Origin of the sequence: Clostridium sp. KNHs216 (assembly GCF_006714885.1) — a bacterium.
GTDB lineage: Bacteria > Bacillota > Clostridia > Oscillospirales > Acutalibacteraceae > Caproiciproducens.
Genome location: NZ_VFMF01000001.1, coordinates 3,554,733 through 3,573,164, shown reverse-complemented (window position 1 = coordinate 3,573,164; position 18,432 = coordinate 3,554,733). Strand labels below are relative to the sequence as shown.

Sequence of the window (18,432 nt, the reverse complement as noted above, 5' to 3'; positions counted from 1 at the left end):
CTGCTCCTGTTCTGAAAGTGAGATTGTTATTCTTCATCCCCGGTGCGGGCATAGAACAATGTGAATTCATAGGGCGCGGTTCCCTCCGTCGGCTGCGCGTGCGCGTCACAGAAGGTGCGGAGCTTGTTCAGGACAGCCATGTCCTGTTTGCTCAGATAGAGCGTACCTGAAAGAAGTTCTCCGATCTCAGGAGAGGACGGCACACCGGCTCTGTCAGAGGAATCCATCGTGTCGGCCCAGCGGTTAAAATTCTCGCTGACATGGTTCTGCAGCACCGCGCGCCGGACGCCCGCCGCCTCCGCGGGCAGCTTTCCCAGACTGATACTCACATTCGTCGCCCGGTAAAACTTCGCCGTAAAGCCGTGGATCTTCTCGGTGCGCGCAAGCTCCGCAAGACCGGCGGCCTCCAGCTCGGCAAGATGATGCCCCGCGCTGGACGGAGCAACTCCCAGCGCGTCCGCCAGCTGCTTTGCCGTCATTCCGTCTTTATTACGCCCCAAAAGAAACAAAATTTTTTGGCGCAGAGGATGCATATAAGTTCTCAGTTCCTTTTCCGTGGTAAGATAAAGGGTTTTCCGTTCCATATCGGCCTCCAACATAACAATAGTTGTTATGTTTAGGATTATATCATAACATTTATTGTTATGTCAAGATAAAAATGAAGGAACTGCCACAAAATTTGCGTTTTGCGGCAGTCCCTGTTTTTTCCCCTTTCGGGGCCGGTGGAAACAGATTAAGCGACAGTAGCAACCGTAACAGGCGTTTTGTCGGAATTGATATAGAATCCCGCCGACTGTCCGGCTTTTCCTACCGCTGTTACCTGATAGAAATAATCCTTTCCGGATTGCTTGACAAATTTCGCCTGAAACACCTGAGAATTTCCCGAAACAAAGGCCGGTTTTTCATCAGCCGTCAGTTTGAAAACATACGTTTTTCCCTGGGAAACCCTGATCGGCTTTGTGGTATCGCTCTTCACGGAGGAAGCCGCGGTTCCCACAGTAGCGACCAGCAGCTTTACACCATTGACATAAATTCCGGTCTGTTCGCCGGGCTTGCCGACAGCTGTCAGCTTAAAGTAATAATCGCTGCCGGATGTGCTGACAAGCTGTGTTTCAAAGACTCCTGCCGTACCGGCGATAAGGGACGGAGCCGCGCCGTTCGTGCTGGTAATCTTGAACTGATAGGCACCGTTCACGCTGAAATCCATCGTTGTGTCGCTGATAAAACTCGGAGTGGATGGAGTCGCGGAAGGGGTGGAACCGGAACCCGAGCTGGAATGATGATGGTTCGAATCAGGGTCCGAGCCTGAATTTTTGGGAGTTGAAACCAAAGTGAAGGTCGAGAAAGAAGACGTCGTAAAGGAAGCGTATCTGCCGTTAAAGGTCAGGTTCAACAACTCATTGATATCTTCTTCCTCATTTATGTGCTGGATTTGATAGGTTCTGGAAGAATTATAGGTGAAAGAATCCGGAAGCTTAAACGTAACGGTCACCGGGATGGCAAGATCGTGCGTTTCCTCTCCGTCAACGGAAAGGTTCAGTTCAAACGCGAGAAGCGCGTTCTCCGCCGTGGGAACAATCTGCTTCATCTCCAATTCGACCGCGGTTTCCTCCCTCTCGTCTCCCGTAATTCCGGAAGCGAGAAACAGCCCGGATACGGACGGCTGCTCTGTTATTTTTTTGCCGCTGTCTTTAATGCTTTCACTGTCCAAAGATACCGTCTTTGTGACAACGCCGTCCGTCAGCTTCGCAAGCAGGGACTCCAGGTTTTCAACTGCGGCGGCATCCAGTTTTTTCGTAACGTCCTCGCCGTAATGCTGAACGTTGGACACCGCGTCTTTGATGGCATCCGCCGTATCCGAATCGTTAACATCCGCGTCGGAGGCTTTCGGAAGCGCTTCAACCAATTTTTGAGCGTCCTCTACTTCCTTGTCATAATCTTCCTGACTCTGGACGGTTACCTCGCAGGAAGCAGTGTACCCGCCGTCCTCAGTGGTGACGGTGATTGTCGTCTGCCCATATGCAACATAGGTCATCCGGCCATTTTCGTCAATCGTGGCAACCGTGGGGTCGGAACTTTCCCATGTCACTTTTTTGTTTGTGGCATCGGAAGGCTTAAACGTCGCTTTCCACTGGCGTGTAGCGCCCAGTGCGCCGACGTAAAGACTCCGGGTAGGCAGCAGTATCCCTGTTACCGGTTTGATTCCCTCTGGATAAACGGACACCGTGACCTCCGGAGCAGTAACATCTTCGCCCAGTTGATAGCCTTCCGGCAGATCGATTGTCGGGACAAAGGGATACTCCCCTGCGGTATTACCGTCGTAGGTTTCGCATGTCCATGTGACGGGAACTGTTACATCTTTCGCCGTATCACCGTCCTGATAGTGTCCGGTCAGTGTTTCCGGAAGGCTAAGCTTCGCTTTCTCGGTGCCATACGGAACCTCTATAGGGTCAACCTCGTCGAAGGAAGTGATGGTTTTCTCTTCTACCGGCGGAGTAGTGTCTTCCGTCACCTCGACCGAAAGCTCTGTTGTAAAACCGTCCATCAATGTCAGTGTTTTGCTCAGAGTATTGTCTGTGCGAGTAAGAGTGCCGATCTCTACCCCTTTAAAGGTAGCGATTCTTCCTGACGGATACTTCTTCGTTGCATAGTTGGTGATAATAGAAACATCGGCATTCCCCAAGTCTCTTTCTGCAACGTCTGAATTCTCAAGGGTGATGCCGCTCAGGCTAACGCTCTTAATGCCCGTCAGTATATTGCCGTCCTTACTGATCTGCATCGTTACTTTCATCGAGGCATCGTCTGCCAGCGTGAAACCGGCATCCTCCGCATCCTCCATGGAAAGCGTATAGGTGACAGGTAAGTCTAAAATGTTTTCATTATCATCTTCGGGTTTGGCATTTTTCTCAATGAAAGTTTTCCAACCGTCCGCGGTAGGCTCCGATTCGAAACCAGAGACTTCCGCCCGAAGCGCGAAATTTCCAAGGGCGATTTTCAGCTCATCCGGCCATCCGATTTGGGTCAAGTTTGCCAAATGGTCTTTGTCAATAGGAAGCGGAAACAAAGCGTTTTCCTCATTGAGGTAATACTGCGTCTGTTTTGTTTTGTCGTCCTTCGTTACCTGCGTTTTAATAAGGTCCGAAGCAGTTACCGTATCCTCTACCCCGTCCTCCCAGATAGTCGGAAGCAAATAGGCTTCTGTGGTATTGATTATCTCAGCCCCGTCGGCGTTTAATTCCGGGTCATTTTCCAGGCCCTGCCCTTTGGAAACCTCGATTCCGCCGAACCCGTTGCCAGACACATCAACGGTACCTTCCAATGTAACGTCGGATCCGTTTACCAGAATGCCCCCGTTACCGCCTGTGGCGGTTACGTTTTCCAGCGTGGCGGTTGCATTGTAAACGTGAATCGCGTACGTTCCCACCCATGTTTCAGGGTCTTTCAGTCCCGCGTCTACGGTCAAATCTTTGACCTCAGCGTTGATGTCAGTATCGGTTTGTTTAAAGATCAGTCCGTCATCCTCCGTGGAGGCTACGTCTTCCAGCCCGGTAAAGGACAAGGTATGTTCATTTCCGTCAATTGTAACGGATTTGGTGATGATGACGGGTTTATCTGATTCGACATCCTTGTTCAGATAAACCGTGCCGCCTTCGTTAACATGTTCAATGGCGTCTTCCAAATTGCCGTAGTGTCCGTCTCCCTCTCCGCTATCCACATAGCAGGAATCATACGTCTGGTCGGCATTCTCGTCGGCAAACGCCGCGGTACCGGAAAAAACCGTGACGACCATGCTGAGCGCTAAAACCAGGGAAAGTGCCCTTTTCTGAATCTTCATTTTTTCTCCTTCTTTCTTTTTTTCTGCGTATTTATGGAAACAGCCGTCTCCCTCCCTTCTACCTGACGTACGCACGTCCCATTTTTTGGGTTTTTTCTAATCACAAATTTTATTATAATACTGCAATATGCAGTATTCAAGTATAAAAAACAACATTTCGCATAATCTAATAAGAGTGTTTCCCATTTACTTTTATACTATTTGATATCACAAATATTATTTAGGATGGTGTAAAAATTGAAGGAGGCATCTTTTGGAGAAAAATTGAAAGCATTGCGGACGGATTTGGATCTGAAGCAGTCGGATGTGGCTCAAAAACTAGGGATTTCCGCATCTGTTTACGGAAATTATGAGCAGGATAAACGCAGCCCGGATTATAAAACACTGGCCAAAATTTGTATTTTTTATCATGTCTCGGCAGATTATCTTTTGGGCGTACCAACGGAAAGCGGCTGCTTTAGCGCGTTATCCAATACGTTGCGGTCTATGCATCCCGCAGACCGGCAGCAAGTGAACGAGTATGCTGAGATGCTGTATTTTTACCGAAAGCACAAAAAATAAAAGGAGGCAGGAAAAATCCTGCCTCCTTTGACCGGCCCGGAAATTTCGGGCCGTTTTTCGGAGTCGAAGCCGGAGAGGACAAGCACTATCCCTTACGGGGATACGTTTTCTTCCATTTCGGTTTCTCCGTATATTTTTTAGCGGGCGGCTTGCCTTTCGAACTTTCGGCAAAGCCGCTTTTTCCGGCTGTCTCTTTTTTGGAGGAGACCTTTTTTCTCGGTTCGGCACCGGGCGCCATGGTACGGCGGCGGCGCAGCTCCGACTTCGGAGTCGGGGTGGTAATCAGCATGGGGTAGGGATTGTCCTGTACCACCGGAATGGTTTTCCCGATCAGCTTCTGAATATTGCGCAGGTCCGGCTTTTCGTCGATGCAGCAGAAGGAAACCGCCGTACCGCTCAATCCCGCCCGGCCGGTCCGGCCGATACGGTGCACATAGGTCTCGGGGACCTCGGGGAGGTCGTAGTTGAACACGCAGGATAATTCCTCGATATCGATCCCCCTCGCGGCGATATCCGTGGCCACAAGCACGCGGATGCTGCCGTTTTTAAAGCTGTTCAGCGCCGTCTGGCGGGCATTCTGCGATTTGTTCCCGTGAATGGCCTGCGCGTTGATGTTGGCCTTTTCCAGCTCTCTTACCACCCTGTCTGCGCCGTGCTTCGTTCTGGTAAATACCAGCGCGGAACGGATGGACGAATCCTCCAGAAGGGAGACCAGAAGCTTCCGTTTATTATCCTTGTCCACAAAATACAGGGACTGATCGATCCTGTCGACCGTTGTTGCCGGGGGCGTAATTTCCACCTTTGCCGGGTCGACCAACAGGGTGTCGACCATTTCTTCGATCTCTTTGGGCATGGTCGCCGAAAACAGAAGCGTCTGCCGCTGCTGCGGAATTTTGGCAATGATTTTTTTTACGTCTGCGATAAAGCCCATATCGAGCATGCGGTCGGCTTCATCCAGAACGAGGATTTCGATATTTTTCAGCTGAATATATCCCTGATTCATCAGGTCGTTCAGCCTGCCGGGAGTCGCAACCAGAATGTCCACGCCGCGGCGGAGCTTTTCCACCTGCATTTTCTGGGATACGCCGCCGAACACCACACAGGTATGCAGCCGCGTGTAGCGGCCGTAGGAATGAAAGCTTTCATAAATCTGGAGGGCGAGCTCCCTTGTGGGAGTCAGAACCAGGGAACGAATTTTCCTCGGCTCTTTTGGGTCTGCCGGGCGGCCGCTTAAAAGCTGCAAAATCGGCACCGCAAAAGCCGCTGTTTTGCCGGTGCCGGTCTGTGCGCACCCAAGAAGGTCCCTGCCGGCGAGCACAAGCGGAATTGCCTGCTCCTGAATGGGCGTCGGTACGGCATAGTTTTCTTTCTCAAGTGCATCTAAAATTCTGCGGCTGAGGTTAAGGTCTTTAAAATCCATATTTACTCCTAATTTATTATTTATAGATAACCTGGCGCTTTTTTGTTTTCAACCATGTTCTATATTTTCAATATTTTCAATTTTTTAAAATTATAGCACAATTTTGTCCAATAGTCTAATGATCCCCGGAATGTATTCCGTTCATGCGGTCCAATGCCGGACGGCGCGCATACTCTCCGCCCGAAAACACATACTAACCGCGAAGGGAAGTGCTTTCATGAGCAAAGACATCAAAAAGGCGGTAATCAACGAACTAGACCGCCGGATTGCATTGCTGAAGGAACACCAGTCCGAGCGGATTATTACCACCGGCGATCAGTACGAAGAGCTAAACCAGGCCCTGTCAAAGGTGATCGGCGTACCGCTGACGGGGGAACTGGAAAGCATCAGGGAATTCGTTCAAACGCTATAAAACACCGATAACTTGCGGAGGTAAATTATGTCTGATCATGAATTTGCGAAAAATCTGGAAAACAATCAATATTTTCTCTCGCTGCCGAAATTTGTGCAGGAAAGCATCAAGCAGACCAGCCCCGACTTGCGTTCGGAAGCGGATTTGCGAAAAATCGCCGAAAATCTGATCCGGGAAGCCGAGCCGGGTAAAACGGGCGGCACGCCCCGGTTCTGAGAAAATCACAGGCAGACGATAAAAACAGCCCATACCGGAGGCCTTCCGAAATTCATCGGATACCTCCGGTATTTTCATAGCCGGGCATTCCCTAACTTCATATTGACAAGCTGTTTCCTGTTTTCATAGTATATGACAGAGCCGTCGAAAGGAGCTGAGGGTTAAAAATGTGTTGCAACTCTTGCTGGCGATGGCGTCGGCGCAGATGGCGCTGGCGCCGCTGCCGTGGCTGTTTCTGATTCCGTAATTTCTGCCTCCTTAAAGTAACCGCGAACGTGTGGCGCCTGCTGTGACAGCGGGCGCCATTGCTTTTGCGCCCTTCCCTTCTCCCGCCGTTTGGAGTATAATCGCAGATGAGGTGATATCGTTGAAAAAAGGTGTGTCTGTAGCGGGCTTCGTTTTGGGCATTGTCATCACCGCCTGCGGTGCGGCCGTGACCGTTTTATGCTCTCTGGGATTTGCGAAAAAAGACTGAATTTCTCTCTTTTTAACTCTGATAACCGGCGGAAACCCGAACCGTTTTGCCGAGTCTCTAATATACTTTTATCAGGAAGGTCTGAATTTTTAGAGAGTCGGTGAAAAAAGATGTCATTTGGGCTTGCACTTTCAGGAGGAGGAACAAAAGGGGCTGCTCACGTAGGGGTCCTGCTTGCGCTGGAAGAAGCCGGGATGCGTCCCTCCTCCATTGCAGGAACCAGCGCCGGGGCTATCGTGGCCGGGCTTTACGCCACAGGGACGAATGCGCCGGCACTGAAACAAATGGTGATGGATCTGTCCAAAACAGGGATGTCCCTGTGTGATGCGGATTTTGTAAACCTTTTAAAGGCGGTGCCGCAGCTTTTATTCCGCCATAAGATCGACATTACCGGACTGTTCAAGGGAAACCGTCTGGAAAAGTTTCTTTGTGCGCAGACGGATAACAAAAATATTATGGATGCAAACATCAAAACCATTATTCCGGCGGTGGATATCAATTCGGGTGAAACCATTGTCTACACAAGCTCCCTGCGGAATGTCGACGCCGTAGAAGGGGTAACGTGGAAAACGGATATCCCCATCTGCCAGGCGATCCGCGCAAGCATGGCGGTGCCCGCCGTTTTCCGGCCCAAGCAGATCGGCGATCTGTGCCTGGTCGACGGAGGCGTAACCAACACCCTTCCGGTGGATCTTCTGACCGCGGCGGGCGAATCCAACGTTTTGGCCGTTGACGTCACCAAAGAGTACGAGGTACCCGCCAGAATGAATATTATTGACATTACAACGCATTCCCTGTCCATTATGAGCACCCGTTTAAAGGAGCTGAGCTCCCACGGGGAAAAATTGCTGCTGAAACCTCAGCTGCCAAGGGAATCCGGACTGCTGACGTTTGAGCAGATGGAGCAGTGCATGGACGCGGGATACGAAGCGGCACAGATGAGTATGGCCGCAATCAAGGCAATATTCAAATAGTCCCCGGAACAAAGACTGTCTATGCAAAAGAAACGGTGTTCTCCGAAAAGAGAGCACCGTTTCTTATACTCCTAACTCTTCTTTTAAATCATCTTTTCTTCTTCCAGATAGTTTTTCCACGCGCACAGCGCATCCTGATATCTCCGGCGCGCAACCGGAATCACGCTGCCGTCCTCGAGCACGAATTCATTTCTGCGCAAACGTCTCACGCAGGAAAAATTGACGACATAGCAGCGGTGGCAGGCATAGAAACGTCCCGCCGGAAGACGCCTGAAAAAATCGGTCAGCGGCCCGGCGGCGGTCAGAGTGCCGCCGTCTCTGCAATGCACCAGAATCATTTTGTTAAATACCTCAAGGTAAAAGATATCGCAAACCGCCAGTACGGTGATCCCCCTTCCGGCGGTCTCTATGATACAGACGGAGCCATCTTCATACTGCCGGAACGCCCTGCAGAGCGCCGTGTGCAGTTCCTGCTTTCGCACGGGCCTGAGCAAATAATGAACGGGCGCGGCGGCATAGGCGGCCAGAGCGGACTTTTCGTCGGAGGAGATAAAAACGATCGGGGAACGCAGACCGGAATCCCGCAGTTTTTCGGCAAACGCCACGCCGTCCTTTCCATCCAGCACGGTATCCAGAAAAAGGATGTGATGCTGCGTCCCGGGGCTCATGACCGCCGCCTCCAACTGTTCACAGGCAGTGTATCTGTCACAGGAAAAGGCCATACGCCGGCCGGCCAGGATTTCTTCCATCATTTTCTGCAGCTGCACGGCGCAGTTCGGGTCGTTTTCACAGACGGCAATATGGTAAACCATCCTCTTTCCCCCTGATTCGCACAGCCGGATTCCTTTCCGGCAAAATGCGGTTTTTTCTTTCTTAGCATATCACTGTGTCAGATTGACGTCTATAGGAAAAATAGCTGAAAATATTTTGTAAAAATTTACCATTTACGCTTTTAATCAACCATTCGCGCAAAAATATTTGTTATTTCAAAAATTTTCCATTATGATTGATTTAAATTAAGTTAAGGAATTATAATGTCACAAAAACTGTTCTTTGGAATATTGTTGTTTGAATATTCTCGGCTGGTTCCTCCGGTTCCAGCCCTCAAAACGGACACTGATGCAGGGATGCAATCGGGCAGGTGGCCAAAGGATGGAGGAAATCAAATGTCGGTGGAAGTATTTACTTTGGGAGGCTGGGACTTGCAGAAGGACGGCAGGTCTCTTTTTACCGGAAGCAGGCGGTCCCACAAAAGTCTGGAACTGCTGAAATATTTTATAGCGAACAGAGGAAAGCGCCTTTCTCCCGACAGTATCGTGGAGAATCTATGGGACGACGCGGATCTTGTCGATTCCAAAAACACTCTCCGGACTCAGATTTTCCGTCTGCGCCAGATGCTGCAGGAGGAAGAACTGCTTGGGAAAAGCGGAAATGATTCTTCGCCTTTCAACCTCGTCTGTGAGGGCGGCTTTTACATTTTTACCCTTGGAAAGGGCTGTACGGTGGATACGGACCTTTTTGAGAAGGAAATACGTGAGGCCGACGCAAAGCAGCACAGTGACCCAAATCTGGCGATCGGCCACTATGAGCGGGCAGTCCGGCTGTATCAGGGTGCTTATCTGGCGGAAATTTCCAACTGTGAATGGACCTTTCCCCTTCACACCCATTATTCCCGGCTTTATGTACAGTCTCTGCTCCGGCTTTTTACGCTGCTGAAGGGACAGGGCCGCCACTCCGAAATCGTGGAGTATTTCGAGCAGGCCGTCTGCCATGAACCGCTGGAAGAATCTTTGCATCTTTGCTTTCTGGAGGCCCTTCTGGCCCTGAACCAATACAGCGTGGCGCTGAGCCACTACAATTATATTACCGAGCGGATGTCCCGGGAGCTCGCCGTGAGACCTTCCGCGGCCATGAAGAGCATCTACCGGCGAATCACCGCGGGGGAACAAAACGTCCACCGGGCCGATCTGTCGGACCTGAGCAGGAATTTCTCCCAGTGTGACGATCCGGACGGCGCGCTGTACTGCGATCTGGAGTATTTCCGTATTATCTATAACCTTGAAGAACGACGCCGGATGCGCGGGAGCAGAAATACCTTTCTCGGTCTTGCGACTATTTCCGGCGCGGGAAACGATCTTTTCCCCGCCCGGATGGAGATAGCCTGCAAAGGCCTGAAGCGCATTCTGGAAGATTCCCTGCGCAGGGGAGACGTTTTTACACAGTGGAACCAGTACCAGATGATCCTGCTGCTGACGGACACAAAGCAGGAAGGACTGATTCTGGTCGGCTCCAGAATCCAGAAGCGGTTTGAAAAACAGGTCGGCAAAGGCTTCCTGACAGTCATGATGGAATTCACACCGTTCAGCGATGTACCATCTCATTATCTGGAGCAAATCAACCGATAAAATTCAGCTTTATTTGACAAATAGGAACACCCTGTGAGGATTTTATCCTTTTACAGGGTGTTTTTTTATTGCTGTAATCGAACTGTGCCTGAAAGATAATTGGAAATAAATTCCTGTGTGCGGAAAATGAAATCCATATAACCTCATAATGAAATTGGCGCCTGCTATAATGGGGACAAATCACAAAAGCAGAGAGAATACGGAGGACAATATCATGAAAGCTTGTTCAGGGAAGAGTGTGGTGCGAACGGCTTCCGACACTTCCCCCACTTTTTTAATCAAAGTGGTGCGTTCCGACCATTACAGCATACAGGGCTATATCCGCTGGCTGGAAGAAGATAAATATGTTCCGTTTCGGAGCAGCCTGGAGCTGTTTCATCTGCTTGAAACCGGCATCTGTCAAAGCCGCGGGGAACTGGCGCAGTTAAGATCGTGGGATTCCTGGGGCGGCAGCCGGAAAGAGGGCTATCCCAGCAAGAAGATCATCGGGTAAAATGACAAAACAGTGGAGGAGGAAGCGCGAATGCGCAGAGCAGGACATTCATGGAGCGATCGGCAAAAAACACAGAAGCCGGATCATGCGGTTGCCGGCAGAATAGGAAAAGCCCTTTTGCTGGTTCTCGTCTGCGCGGGCTTCCTGTTTTATACAGTCCCCCGGATGCACACAGGCGCCTATTTCACCGCCACGGCAAGCTCATCGATTGATTTCGAAATGACCGTAGGAGGATTATTCGCCAATGATGCGGCCGTACCGGACGCTCAGCTCAGGGGAGGAACTTCGGTGATTACCGAATCCGGCGCACCGGAAAGCAAAACCGAAAGTGCTGCTGCCCAAAGCTCAGCCCCAAGCACAGCGGAGAGTGCCGTGGAAAGTACGGCTCCTCAGTCCAAAACAGAGTCTTCCGAAACACAGAGCACCCCGCCGCATGACGGGGATGCGGAAAAACCGGATGCGGAGAATACAAACTCACATGTCCCCGGCAGCACTCCGGAAACCGGGGATCCCGTTCAGAACGGAACAGAATCTTAAAAACAGGCATATGCCCGGGAGGTAATTATGGAGACGGAAACAGTATCGATCGAAATATCGGAGCCCCAAAAGGACCCCCGTAAAATAGTACGGAAAATACTCAAAACAGTCGGAAATGTATTTTTTGCCTTACTGATGGTCCTGATCGCTTTTATGCTGTTCTTCATGGTGCGCAGCAAAATGACCGGCGGCGCGCCGAAGATTGCGGGTCATTATATGCTGGTTGTGCTCAGCGGCAGTATGTCCCCTCAGTTTGACACCGGCAGTGTTGCCTTTGTCAAACCGGTGGATGCCGCGGAGATCAAAAAGGGCGATATTATTACCTTCAAGGGTTTCGCGGGAAGCGATCAAATGACAACGCACAGGGTAGTTGGAATCAACCAAAAGTCAAACGGCTTGGAATTTCTGACCAAAGGCGACGCAAACCATGCCAACGACCCCGACCCCATATCGGGAGAAAACCTGATTGGCCGAGTCAGTTTCACCCTCCCCTATCTGGGTTATTTCATGAATTTCGCCCAGACCGGAAACGGGTTGCTGCTGCTGATTATCGTTCCCGGAGCGCTGCTGCTTTTCTTCGAATGCCGCAGTTTATATCAATCTTATTTGAATTCTAAAAAGCAGGCAAAGGAAGAAAGCAACTCGCAGGAAATTCTCGCGCAAGCCGTTGGAAAGGAGGAACGATGATCAGAAAATCTGTTTTTATCAGCGTTCTCCTTATCATTCTGACGGTCGGACTGTTGGGCGGGGCCACCTCCTCCTACTTCACCGACACACAGGCTCCCCAGGCTGAAATCACCACCGGCAACGCGGCGATTAAGATCATAAAGACAGAATCCGGCAGCACAAAAAAAGGCGGCTGCTACAAAGACGCTATGGACGCCGGACTGTCCGATTATCAGACGGAGTGCCTGCCCGACTGTTGGGGCGGGGACAGCGAGTATTACGCCACCTGGACCATTCGGAACACGGGCAGCACGCCGGTCACTCTGCAGGCGAAGCTTTCCCAGAAATGGGACAGAAAATCCTGTCTGCCTTTGCCGCCCCTGTGTCCACCGCCGCAAATAGATCCCGAATCGGTCGAAGGATGGTCGCTTGAAAAATCGGTCTACTCTTACGTAACCACAGACAAGGAACCGGCCAATCTTATTTTGAAGCCCAAAGGCGAAGCCGTTTTTCAACTGAAATTTCAGGTAAAGGGCGGCGGACTTCTCCCGCAAAATTATAAACTGAGACTGAATCTGGATGTCACGGCCACGCAGACGACGGAGCACGCGGTCTACTCCACGATGGACACGGACGAGGCCTCAGATGAATAATGAGGAAAAACAAATTCCACAAAGTTAGACAAAATACTAGAGGGGTGGATTATTGAATGACAAAATCAACAATGAAACTTCTGACGGGAATCGTCGGGGTCGTAACGGCCGTCGCCCTGGTCGGCGGCGGGACCATGGCTTGGTTTACCGACAAAAAGGAAGTAGCAGCCTCCAAATTTACCGCGGGCACGGTGGAAATCCAGGCGGGCCAGTCCGTAGTGGAGGATACCGATGAATCGGGCAAACCCCTTTACTACGAGGACGTGGCACCAACGAGTGTCTCCAGTGTACTAAGGGGAACCGACAAAAACGGAAAGAATCTTCCGTCACCAAACAATACCAAACGAAATAATCCGAATAAAGTTTTGACAAAAGCGCAAGAGCAGGATGAAACCGAGATTTACTGCATGGGCTACGGCGGGGAGATCGTCGTTCGGTTTGATGATGACAAACCGCTCCTGAAGGGCGATGTACTGGTAATAGAGGGTACCTGGGGAGGCAGCGCGACAGACTATGTTGAAACAGCCAAGGTTTATGTAAGCGAAGACAATAACGACTGGACTTATGCGGGAACGGTTTCCAATCAAACAAACCCAAAAGGTGACTACCATAAGAGCATGGTGCCTAACCCGATCGATACGGCTCACTATGTCAAACTGGTGGACACCACTCAGAAAACATTGTCGAACGGAAAAGAAAACCGAAGCGAAGACGGCTTTGACATTGACTACATCTGCGGCAGAAACATTATCGACGAAGCCAACTGGAACCCGGGCGACATCAACAAGCTTGCGTTCTACGTGACCAATTCCGGAACCAAGGACATTAATGTGCGCGTAAAGCTGGAAGGCCACTGGGAGACACTGCAAGGCAGCGAGTGGAAGGAAAATGATGATCTCGCCCATCCTGATATGATCTCCATCAATAATCCAAAAGGCTGGACGAAAAAGGGCGATTTTTACTATTGCTCCAGCAATGATAAAAGCGGACTGAAGGGTGTCAACGGCGGCGAATCTCCAAGCGCGACCGATACGATCGCCGTGCTCGATCTGGAGGTTACACTCAGCGGAAATGCCGACAATGAGTATCAAAATGCAAAGTATGTTCTGACCCCCACCTTCCAGGCGATTCAGCATTCACACAGCGACGGCTGGGATTGGGATAATTTTGATACGTACAACGGTACCTCTGAAGATTAAATACATTTCATAACGTCTGTCGCTTCATTGAAAAATCGGGCACAGACGCGGAAACAGATCCCCGCGGATAATACGGTAATCTTAAAAAATTATTTTATATGTATGGAGGAAAGAAAAATGAATTTCAAGACAAAAGTTTTAACGAGTGTCCTCGCAGTCGGGCTGACCGTGGCATTGGTCGGCGGCTCCACCATGGCGTGGTTCACAGATTCTAAGGTAGTCGAGGGCGCTACGTTCCAGGCAGGTACGGTTACACTCAGCGACTCTTCCAAAGACCTTACCATTGAAGGATTCGCCAGAAACAATATCAACCCCGGCGACGAGTTCAACGGAAGCCTGACCATTATCAACACGGGAACAAAACCCGTAAAGCTCAGAATCAAGGTTCCGGAAATCTCCTGGCTGAACGGCGAAGAGCCGACCGACTTGTCCACCAATAATGTAAAAGTAACACTCCCCGCAAATTGGGAAAAACACAGTGACGGCTACCTCTATTATACCGGAACAATTGGTAGCTTCCCGGCGGGCGTTATCCCCGGAACACAGGACGACGGCACCAGCTTCCCCGCTGGCAGTGAAACAGAAAGAACCATTTCCTTCGCGTTTACCGGCCTGTTCGACGGCGACCTTACGACAAACGCCTATCAGGGTATGATCTTAAATATGGGCCCCTCTTCCGTCGAAGTCATTCAGGCAACCAACGGCGCGGCCTGGACAACGACTCCCGTCCCCGCGGCAACCTCCTCAACCACACCGGTTGCGTAACCATTTAACGTTAACGGATTGAGAACTAAGCAAACTCCAACGAACGTCACTTTAAAAAATCGTACCGGCAAGGTATGGGAAAAGGAGGGAAACCGACCATGCTGAAAGCTTCAAAAACAGTAAAATTTTTCACGGCGCTTCTGGTTGCCGCCCTCCTTGTCCCCGGGATGGTTCAAGCGCAGGCGCAGAGTCTTGCCACGGGGTACCAGAACGACGGCCAGAGCAGCGGTCTGAGCATTACCGCCCCGGACCCGGCGGCCGACGTCGGCAACCTGAACCCCGGCGACACAAAGTCCTCCCGTCTGCAGCTGAAAAATACCGGCCGGTATACGCTGACCGTATACATGAAAATGCTGATCGAAGCGGAATCCGCGCCGAACGGCGGTTCTTTGGCGGACGGAATGACGCTGACCGTCAAAGACGGCGGCACTTATCTGACACAGGGAAAACTCTTCCGCACGGCAGACGACGATTCCGTTCTGGTGGGCGAAATGAGTCCGGGCGCGAGCAAGACACTGGACTTTAACATCGACCTGCCCGGTCAGGGAATCGGAAACCAGTATCAGGGCGCTTCCATGCAGGTAAAATGGGTCTTCACCACCACCTATACGACCGCAAGCAGCGGTGGAGGCGGCGGCGGTGGCGGTGGCGGCGGCGCAGCGGCGGCCAACGTCACTACGCCTACGGAGATCATCGGAGCGGAAAGTGTCCCGACAGCCGGAACAACCTCTGAAGAAACGGTCACCGTGGCACAGGAAACCGTTCCAAAGGCCAGCCCTGCTACCGGAGAACGATCCATCAGACCGATAGCCATTGTCGGAGCGGTGGCGGGGATGATCGCAATCTGCGCAATCCTTTCCCTGAGGAAACGGTGGCAAAGCCAAAATATCCCATCCGATCATCACAAACACTCTTAATGACAGCATTTCCAGATGATTATGCAAATGTGTTTGTATCCCTTCCCCCGCCTTCGGCTGGGAAGGGATACATCTTATTTTGCAAATGAAAATGGATTTACTATAGAACAGGAACTGCCCGTTAAACGGTACAGTTCCTGTTTTTTCATTCTGCAGTCCGCTCCCTGTTACAGTGGCTGGAAGTTTTTCACAAAATCGATTTTATAAAACCCGCAATTTTGCGGTTGCAAGATTTTATCGACAGCCTGAAAGAGGATAAGCTTATAAATTTTCTTTCAACACTTTCCCCAGCGCGGCGATTGCCGCGTCTTCGTCCGGCCCTTCCGCCGTGACCTTGACTTCCGTCCCCTGCTCGATTCCCATTCCGATCACCTGGAACAGTCTGGTCAGATCCGCGCTTTTTCCTCCCGCGTGGATCATACAGGCGGACTGAAAGCTTTTTGCCTGCTTGACCAACATGCCGGCCGGTCTGGCGTGTACGCCGATCTCGTCACGAATGACATAAGTAATACTTTTCATGGTTGATTCCTTTCCTTACGGCCGCAGGAACAGACATTTTTTCCGGCGGTCCTTCCTGAAATAATTCCGCTATCCTTCCGGGCCGACGACAAATCGGATTCCCAGACCGTTCCTGAGATAAGGCAGATACGGCAGCGCTTCCTCTTTCAGACGTCCGATCAGATTGATTCTGGGATCGGACGGCAGCGGAACGCGCGCGATTTCCAGTTCTCCCTCGTAACGCAGAAAACCGGTGTTGGACAGCAGAATATCCCCCGCTCCGTACGTGGTCTCTTCTGCAGGCTGAAGCAGCTCGCGGTCCGGAACAGGAATTCTGCGTGACTCTACCGATCGGAAAACGCAGTCGCTGGAATCCCGCCTGTCGTGATGAATCGTTTCCGCAAGATAATGATAGCGGCGGTCCAGTTCCGCCGGCAGGCTGACAAACCCCCGGCTGAGGTCCGCCCAGGCGGCCCAGGAGCTTTCCGAAAGGCTCACGTCCCCAACCAGCACCGTATCGCACGCCGCGTCAACAAAAAGCTCCAGCGCGTTCCGGACAATATCCGCACGGCGGCGGTGCGCCTCAACGGTCGGCAGTCCCTCATACAGCGGCCCGCGCAGCATTCCGTCGCCCGGAACGAAAGCCATCGTCTGGAACCCGTATGTTTTGAGCTGCCGGTTAACCTGCGCGACCTCCGCCAGCGACAGCCCCGTCCAGGGCTTTGGGTAATAATTGTGGCAGGCGGTAAAGCGGGTCAAATCCGCTCCCGCTTTCTGCCAGCCGGTGATCTCCGCAAAAGAAACCGTAGAAGCGTTGAACACGATCTGAAAGGCATGGGAAAGCTCCGCCGCCTGCTGCGGGGAATAGCCGTCGTCCAGACGGAGCTGGGTGACGCCCCAGTTCTGAAGGTCGTACAGGGAACGGCAGCCGAGACGCTCCGCCGTGTCCGGCCCCACATCCATCACCAGATCCATCCCGTATTTTTTACAGGCGGAAAGCAGATTTTGCGCGGAGGACCGGAGGCCGTTCCGGCTTTCTTCCGGAATCTGCAGAGAGGTAAACGCGCATCGGATTCCCGCATCCGCCGCGCGTGCAATAATCTCTGCGTTTTTTTCCTCCGCAGTGCCGCAATATAAACAAACTCCCGTATTCATTTCAATTTTCCGGCAAGCGCTTCGCGGACCCTGCCGTGCGCATGGGCCAGCACCTGCTCTCCCCTCTCCGCGGAAACGTTCAGCAGCAGCATCACGATCGCGGTTTTAACCCTGCCGCCCGCCTCGCGCAGCGCGGTTTCGGCGTTTTCCCTGTCGCATGCGGTTGCCGCCATCACCATGTTCTGTGCGCGTACGTTCAGCTTTTCATTGCTGGCCTGCATATTTACCATGAGATTCTCATACGCGTGCCCGATTTTCACCATACTGGCGGTGGAAATCATGTTCAGAACCATCTTCTGCGCCGTACCCGACTTGAGCCGTGTCGACCCCGTCAGAACTTCCGGACCGACATTCGGCTCTATGGCCACATCCGCCTCTTTTCCGATGTCGGAGTTCCGGTTGCAGGCGATTGCAGCCGTACGGCACCCCAGCTGTCTCGCGTAGCGCAGACCGTACAGTACATAGGGAGTACGGCCACTGGCGGCCAGCCCGATCACGGTGTCGCACGGCTTCAGCCCGATCCGCTCCAGTTCCTCCCTGCCCAATGTACAGCTGTCCTCCGCGCCTTCAACGGCCTCAATCAGAGCGCCCTTCCCGCCGGCAATCAGTCCAACGACAGTGTCCGCGGAAACGCCGAACGTCGGCGGACACTCGGAAGCGTCCAGAACGCCAAGTCTTCCGGAGGTTCCCGCGCCGATGTAAATGATTCTTCCGCCGGACTGCAGGCTGGCCACGGTATACTCGACCGTCTTTGCGATCTGCGGCAGAACGGCACGTACGCCCGCAACCACCTTTTCATCCTCGCGGTTCATCACGGAGACAATTTCCATGGCGGACATGCAGTCCAGATTCATCGTTTCCGGGTTTCTTGCTTCGGTAGTAAAGTGGGAAAGATCCGTCATCATAAAACTCCTTTGTCATTCATGGCCTGATACAGCGCCAGAAATTCTTCCGCCAGAATGCCAAAAGCCTCCGCGCTCATCAATTGGTCTTCCGCGTGCGCCAAAAGCATGATCCGTTCGTCCTTCTGAAAAACGGGAACATGATCTTCCCCGGACACTTCCCGGATCAGGTCCGCGTGAATATGGTGCCCCTTGTTAAAGGCGCCCTGTCCCTCGCGGATCAGCTCCTTTGCCTTATCGATCTCCTTTTCGCGCGCCGCCTGTATCGCCTCAATATATAAGCTCCGGGCGCTTCCCACTTCCGTTATGATCTCAAAAAGGACAGATTCTATATCCATTTCCTGCATAT

The 18,432-nt window shown here is 51.8% G+C and carries 20 protein-coding genes; 12 read left to right on the top strand and 8 right to left on the bottom strand.

The window, feature by feature from the left end; genetic code table 11:
* Positions 1–26: 26 nt before the first annotated feature.
* Positions 27–584, bottom strand: a complete 558-nt coding sequence (locus LY85_RS17125) for a winged helix-turn-helix domain-containing protein (protein ID WP_185741266.1) — start codon at positions 582–584, stop codon at positions 27–29.
* 149 nt (positions 585–733) lie between these two features.
* Positions 734–3,835 carry an Ig-like domain-containing protein gene (locus LY85_RS19440; protein WP_141827626.1) on the bottom strand — a complete coding sequence of 1,034 codons (3,102 nt, stop codon included), beginning with the start codon at positions 3,833–3,835 and terminating at the stop codon, positions 734–736.
* Positions 3,836–4,072: 237 nt separating this feature from the next.
* Here LY85_RS19440 and LY85_RS17115 point away from each other — a divergent pair, with 237 nt between their 5' ends.
* Positions 4,073–4,396, top strand: coding sequence for a helix-turn-helix transcriptional regulator (locus LY85_RS17115; RefSeq protein ID WP_038323226.1), 324 nt, complete (start codon positions 4,073–4,075; stop codon positions 4,394–4,396).
* Between the two features lie 85 nt (positions 4,397–4,481).
* Here the strand turns inward: LY85_RS17115 and LY85_RS17110 are convergent, their stop codons facing one another.
* Positions 4,482–5,816, bottom strand: coding sequence for a DEAD/DEAH box helicase (locus LY85_RS17110; RefSeq protein WP_141827625.1), 1,335 nt, complete (start codon positions 5,814–5,816; stop codon positions 4,482–4,484).
* 217 nt (positions 5,817–6,033) lie between these two features.
* On the opposite strand from LY85_RS17110, the gene LY85_RS17105 reads away from it, so the two are divergent.
* The 3 genes from LY85_RS17105 to LY85_RS17095 all read left to right on the top strand — a co-directional run bounded on the left by LY85_RS17105 (position 6,034) and on the right by LY85_RS17095 (position 7,893).
* Positions 6,034–6,228, top strand: coding sequence for a hypothetical protein (locus LY85_RS17105; protein WP_038323224.1), 195 nt, complete (start codon positions 6,034–6,036; stop codon positions 6,226–6,228).
* Between the two features lie 27 nt (positions 6,229–6,255).
* Entirely contained in the window at positions 6,256–6,444 is a 189-nt protein-coding gene (locus LY85_RS17100) for a hypothetical protein (RefSeq protein ID WP_141827624.1), read from the top strand.
* Between the two features lie 585 nt (positions 6,445–7,029).
* Positions 7,030–7,893, top strand: coding sequence for a patatin-like phospholipase family protein (locus LY85_RS17095; protein WP_141827623.1), 864 nt, complete (start codon positions 7,030–7,032; stop codon positions 7,891–7,893).
* An 83-nt stretch (positions 7,894–7,976) separates the two neighbouring features.
* On the opposite strand, the gene LY85_RS17090 is transcribed toward LY85_RS17095, so the two are convergent.
* Positions 7,977–8,705, bottom strand: a complete 729-nt coding sequence (locus tag LY85_RS17090; protein ID WP_141827622.1) for a LytTR family DNA-binding domain-containing protein — start codon at positions 8,703–8,705, stop codon at positions 7,977–7,979.
* 354 nt (positions 8,706–9,059) lie between these two features.
* Between LY85_RS17090 and LY85_RS17085 the strand changes: the two genes are divergently transcribed.
* The 8 genes from LY85_RS17085 (at position 9,060) to LY85_RS17050 (ending at position 15,528) form a co-directional block, all read left to right on the top strand.
* Complete coding sequence (locus LY85_RS17085; protein ID WP_185741265.1) at positions 9,060–10,298, top strand: BTAD domain-containing putative transcriptional regulator; 1,239 nt, start codon at positions 9,060–9,062, stop codon at positions 10,296–10,298.
* Positions 10,299–10,512: 214 nt separating this feature from the next.
* The gene (locus LY85_RS17080) at positions 10,513–10,791 is read left to right on the top strand and encodes a hypothetical protein (RefSeq protein ID WP_141827620.1); all 279 of its coding nucleotides are present in this window, start codon (positions 10,513–10,515) and stop codon (positions 10,789–10,791) included.
* Positions 10,792–10,821: 30 nt separating this feature from the next.
* Positions 10,822–11,328, top strand: a complete 507-nt coding sequence (locus tag LY85_RS17075) for a hypothetical protein (protein WP_141827619.1) — start codon at positions 10,822–10,824, stop codon at positions 11,326–11,328.
* A 27-nt stretch (positions 11,329–11,355) separates the two neighbouring features.
* Entirely contained in the window at positions 11,356–12,015 is a 660-nt protein-coding gene (locus LY85_RS17070) for a signal peptidase I (RefSeq protein ID WP_141827618.1), read from the top strand.
* Positions 12,012–12,647, top strand: a complete 636-nt coding sequence (locus LY85_RS17065; RefSeq protein ID WP_141827617.1) for a SipW-dependent-type signal peptide-containing protein — start codon at positions 12,012–12,014, stop codon at positions 12,645–12,647. Before LY85_RS17070 ends, LY85_RS17065 begins: the two co-directional genes overlap by 4 nt.
* A gap of 56 nt (positions 12,648–12,703) precedes the next feature.
* The gene (locus tag LY85_RS17060) at positions 12,704–13,846 is read left to right on the top strand and encodes a TasA family protein (RefSeq protein WP_141827616.1); all 1,143 of its coding nucleotides are present in this window, start codon (positions 12,704–12,706) and stop codon (positions 13,844–13,846) included.
* Between the two features lie 117 nt (positions 13,847–13,963).
* Positions 13,964–14,611 (top strand): TasA family protein, encoded by a 648-nt coding sequence (locus tag LY85_RS17055; protein ID WP_185741264.1) that lies wholly within the window; start codon positions 13,964–13,966, stop codon positions 14,609–14,611.
* Positions 14,612–14,709: 98 nt separating this feature from the next.
* Positions 14,710–15,528: a hypothetical protein gene (locus LY85_RS17050; RefSeq protein WP_141827614.1), complete on the top strand. Its 819-nt coding sequence runs from the start codon at positions 14,710–14,712 to the stop codon at positions 15,526–15,528.
* A gap of 261 nt (positions 15,529–15,789) precedes the next feature.
* Here the strand turns inward: LY85_RS17050 and LY85_RS17045 are convergent, their stop codons facing one another.
* From LY85_RS17045 to LY85_RS17030, 4 genes are all read right to left on the bottom strand, one after another.
* Positions 15,790–16,047, bottom strand: a complete 258-nt coding sequence (locus LY85_RS17045) for an HPr family phosphocarrier protein (RefSeq protein WP_038323206.1) — start codon at positions 16,045–16,047, stop codon at positions 15,790–15,792.
* Between the two features lie 69 nt (positions 16,048–16,116).
* Positions 16,117–17,181, bottom strand: coding sequence for a MupG family TIM beta-alpha barrel fold protein (locus tag LY85_RS17040; RefSeq protein WP_141827613.1), 1,065 nt, complete (start codon positions 17,179–17,181; stop codon positions 16,117–16,119).
* The gene (gene murQ / locus LY85_RS17035; protein ID WP_347562447.1) at positions 17,178–18,086 is read right to left on the bottom strand and encodes an N-acetylmuramic acid 6-phosphate etherase; all 909 of its coding nucleotides are present in this window, start codon (positions 18,084–18,086) and stop codon (positions 17,178–17,180) included. The genes LY85_RS17040 and murQ overlap by 4 nt, the downstream gene beginning before the upstream one ends.
* On the bottom strand, positions 18,083–18,430 hold the full coding sequence (locus LY85_RS17030) for a PTS lactose/cellobiose transporter subunit IIA (RefSeq protein WP_185741263.1): 348 nt from the start codon (positions 18,428–18,430) through the stop codon (positions 18,083–18,085). Before LY85_RS17030 ends, murQ begins: the two co-directional genes overlap by 4 nt.
* Positions 18,431–18,432: the final 2 nt, after the last annotated feature.

Coding starts and splice junctions, on each gene's coding strand:
- LY85_RS17100 (WP_141827624.1), top strand. CDS start 6,256: ATGTCTGATCATGAATTTGCGAAAAATCTGGAAAACAATCAATATTTT.
- LY85_RS17110 (WP_141827625.1), bottom strand. CDS start 5,816: ATGGATTTTAAAGACCTTAACCTCAGCCGCAGAATTTTAGATGCACTT.
- LY85_RS17085 (WP_185741265.1), top strand. CDS start 9,060: ATGTCGGTGGAAGTATTTACTTTGGGAGGCTGGGACTTGCAGAAGGAC.
- LY85_RS17070 (WP_141827618.1), top strand. CDS start 11,356: ATGGAGACGGAAACAGTATCGATCGAAATATCGGAGCCCCAAAAGGAC.
- LY85_RS19440 (WP_141827626.1), bottom strand. CDS start 3,835: ATGAAGATTCAGAAAAGGGCACTTTCCCTGGTTTTAGCGCTCAGCATG.
- LY85_RS17030 (WP_185741263.1), bottom strand. CDS start 18,430: ATGCAGGAAATGGATATAGAATCTGTCCTTTTTGAGATCATAACGGAA.
- LY85_RS17090 (WP_141827622.1), bottom strand. CDS start 8,705: ATGGTTTACCATATTGCCGTCTGTGAAAACGACCCGAACTGCGCCGTG.
- LY85_RS17045 (WP_038323206.1), bottom strand. CDS start 16,047: ATGAAAAGTATTACTTATGTCATTCGTGACGAGATCGGCGTACACGCC.
- LY85_RS17065 (WP_141827617.1), top strand. CDS start 12,012: ATGATCAGAAAATCTGTTTTTATCAGCGTTCTCCTTATCATTCTGACG.
- LY85_RS17060 (WP_141827616.1), top strand. CDS start 12,704: ATGACAAAATCAACAATGAAACTTCTGACGGGAATCGTCGGGGTCGTA.
- LY85_RS17040 (WP_141827613.1), bottom strand. CDS start 17,181: ATGAATACGGGAGTTTGTTTATATTGCGGCACTGCGGAGGAAAAAAAC.
- LY85_RS17055 (WP_185741264.1), top strand. CDS start 13,964: ATGAATTTCAAGACAAAAGTTTTAACGAGTGTCCTCGCAGTCGGGCTG.
- LY85_RS17050 (WP_141827614.1), top strand. CDS start 14,710: ATGCTGAAAGCTTCAAAAACAGTAAAATTTTTCACGGCGCTTCTGGTT.
- murQ (WP_347562447.1), bottom strand. CDS start 18,086: ATGATGACGGATCTTTCCCACTTTACTACCGAAGCAAGAAACCCGGAA.
- LY85_RS17095 (WP_141827623.1), top strand. CDS start 7,030: ATGTCATTTGGGCTTGCACTTTCAGGAGGAGGAACAAAAGGGGCTGCT.
- LY85_RS17075 (WP_141827619.1), top strand. CDS start 10,822: ATGCGCAGAGCAGGACATTCATGGAGCGATCGGCAAAAAACACAGAAG.
- LY85_RS17105 (WP_038323224.1), top strand. CDS start 6,034: ATGAGCAAAGACATCAAAAAGGCGGTAATCAACGAACTAGACCGCCGG.
- LY85_RS17125 (WP_185741266.1), bottom strand. CDS start 584: ATGGAACGGAAAACCCTTTATCTTACCACGGAAAAGGAACTGAGAACT.
- LY85_RS17080 (WP_141827620.1), top strand. CDS start 10,513: ATGAAAGCTTGTTCAGGGAAGAGTGTGGTGCGAACGGCTTCCGACACT.